Origin of the sequence: Pseudoalteromonas sp. APC 3358, from assembly GCF_030408075.1 — a bacterium.
GTDB lineage: Bacteria > Pseudomonadota > Gammaproteobacteria > Enterobacterales > Alteromonadaceae > Pseudoalteromonas > Pseudoalteromonas arctica.
On the sequence record NZ_JASDCE010000033.1, the window covers coordinates 1 to 3,129 of the forward strand.

1 rRNA gene is annotated in these 3,129 nt (G+C 48.6%); it reads right to left on the bottom strand.

Annotated features, from left to right (window positions below):
- Positions 1-22: 22 nt before the first annotated feature.
- Positions 23-2,913, bottom strand: a 23S ribosomal RNA gene (locus tag QL995_RS21555).
- Positions 2,914-3,129 lie beyond the last annotated feature (216 nt).

Consider the following 3,129-nt stretch of genomic DNA (forward strand, 5'->3'; position numbering starts at 1 on the left):
CATAAAACGCGTTTGGCGTTGTATGGTTAAGCCTCACGGGTAATTAGTACAAGTTAGCTTAATGGCTCACACCACTTCCACATCTTGCCTATCAACGTTGTAGTCTTCAACGGCCCTTCAGAGACTTTAAAAGTCTAGTGAGAACTCATCTCGAGGCCTGCTTCGCGCTTAGATGCTTTCAGCGCTTATCAGTTCCGAACGTAGCTACCGGGCAATGCCATTGGCATGACAACCCGAACACCAGCGGTTCGTTCACTCCGGTCCTCTCGTACTAGGAGCAACCCCTCTCAATTCTCAAACGCCCACGGCAGATAGGGACCGAACTGTCTCACGACGTTCTAAACCCAGCTCGCGTACCACTTTAAATGGCGAACAGCCATACCCTTGGGACCGACTTCAGCCCCAGGATGTGATGAGCCGACATCGAGGTGCCAAACACCGCCGTCGATATGAACTCTTGGGCGGTATCAGCCTGTTATCCCCGGAGTACCTTTTATCCGTTGAGCGATGGCCCTTCCATTCAGAACCACCGGATCACTATGACCTACTTTCGTACCTGCTCGACGTGTCTGTCTCGCAGTTAAGCTGGCTTCTACCATTACACTAACCGTACGATGTCCGACCGTACTTAGCCAACCTTCGTGCTCCTCCGTTACTCTTTAGGAGGAGACCGCCCCAGTCAAACTACCCACCAGGCACTGTCCGTAACCCCGATTCAGGGGCCAACGTTAGAACATCAAAACTACAAGGGTGGTATTTCAAGGTTGACTCCACAACAACTAGCGTCGCTGCTTCAAAGTCTCCCACCTATCCTACACATGTAGGTTCAATGTTCAGTGCCAAGCTGTAGTAAAGGTTCACGGGGTCTTTCCGTCTAGCCGCGGGTACACAGCATCTTCACTGCGATTTCAATTTCACTGAGTCTCGGGTGGAGACAGCGTGGCCATGGTTACACCATTCGTGCAGGTCGGAACTTACCCGACAAGGAATTTCGCTACCTTAGGACCGTTATAGTTACGGCCGCCGTTTACCGGGGCTTCGATCAAGAGCTTCTCCCTAAGGATAACCCCATCAATTAACCTTCCGGCACCGGGCAGGTGTCACACCGTATACGTCATCTTGCGATTTTGCACAGTGCTGTGTTTTTAATAAACAGTCCCAGCCACCTGGTCACTGCGGCTCCCGTCCGCTTAGAGAGCAAGTCTCATCACAGATAGGAGCGTACCTTCTCCCGAAGTTACGGTACGATTTTGCCTAGTTCCTTCACCCGAGTTCTCTCAAGCGCCTTAGTATTCTCTACCTGACCACCTGTGTCGGTTTGGGGTACGATTCCATATAATCTGAAGCTTAGAGGCTTTTCCTGGAAGTATGGCATCAGCAACTTCATCACCGTAGTGACTCGTCTCGTGTCTCAGGTTTAGTGTTTGTCCGGATTTACCTAAACAAACGCCCTACTCACTTTCACATAGACTACCAACGCTATGCTTGCTTAGCCTGCTCCGTCCCCCCATCGCAATTATATCGAGTACAGAAATATTAATCTGTTTCCCATCGACTACGCCTTTCGGCCTCGCCTTAGGGGTCGACTTACCCTACCCTGATTAACATGGGATAGGAACCCTTGGTCTTCCGGCGTGGGAGTTTTTCACTCCCATTATCGTTACTCATGTCAGCATTCGCACTTCTGATACCTCCAGCATACCTCCCGGTACACCTTCAACGGCTTACAGAACGCTCCCCTACCACTCAGAATAAATTCTGAATCCGCAGCTTCGGTGCATAGTTTAGCCCCGTTACATCTTCCGCGCAGACCGACTCGACCAGTGAGCTATTACGCTTTCTTTAAAGGATGGCTGCTTCTAAGCCAACCTCCTGGCTGTCTGGGCCTTTCCACATCGTTTCCCACTTAACTATGACTTTGGGACCTTAGCTGGCGGTCTGGGTTGTTTCCCTCTTCACGACGGACGTTAGCACCCGCCGTGTGTCTCCCGGATATTACTTTACGGTATTCGGAGTTTGCAAAGGGTTGGTAAGTCGGGATGACCCCCTAGCCTTAACAGTGCTCTACCCCCGTAAGTATTCGTCCGAGGCTCTACCTAAATAGATTTCGGGGAGAACCAGCTATCTCCCGGTTTGATTAGCCTTTCACTCCTAGCCACAGGTCATCCCCTAACTTTTCAACGTTAGTGGGTTCGGTCCTCCAGTTGATGTTACTCAACCTTCAACCTGCCCATGGCTAGATCACCGGGTTTCGGGTCTATACCTTGCAACTATTCGCCCAGTTAAGACTCGGTTTCCCTACGGCTACCCTATTCGGTTAACCTCGCTACAAAATATAAGTCGCTGACCCATTATACAAAAGGTACGCAGTCACCCAACAAGTGGGCTCCTACTGCTTGTACGTACACGGTTTCAGGTTCTATTTCACTCCCCTCACAGGGGTTCTTTTCGCCTTTCCCTCACGGTACTGGTTCACTATCGGTCAGTTGGGAGTATTTAGCCTTAGATGATGGTCCACCTATATTCAGTCAAAGTTTCACGTGCTCCGACCTACTCGATTTCACTTAAAATGTCTTTTCATGTACGGGACTATCACCCTGTATCGTGGCGCTTTCCAGCAGCCTTCCATTAACACATAATAAGCTTAAGGGCTGTTCCGATTTCGCTCGCCGCTACTTTCGGAATCTCGGTTGATTTCTTTTCCTACGGGTACTTAGATGTTTCAGTTCTCCGCGTTCGCCTCGTTAACCTATGTATTCAGTTAACGATACCTGCAAGCAGGTGGGTTTCCCCATTCGGAAATCTTAGTCTCAAGCGCTTTTTACTAGCTTGACTAAGCTTATCGCAAGTTAATACGTCCTTCATCGCCTCCAACTGCCAAGGCATCCACCGTGTACGCTTAGTCACTTAACCATACAACCCAAACGGGTCTTTGTTTTGTGACAGTTTAACTTCGCCAGAAGTCAATATTGAATACTAAAGTAGATACCAATCAATCAACTCATAAGAGTTAACTAAATGGCACTGAATGGTACTGCTACCATTCTTTTTTTACTTTTGAAAACTCTTGATAAATACAATGTATCTATCAGAATTTTATTATCAGCTTTTCCAAATTTTTAAAGAGCA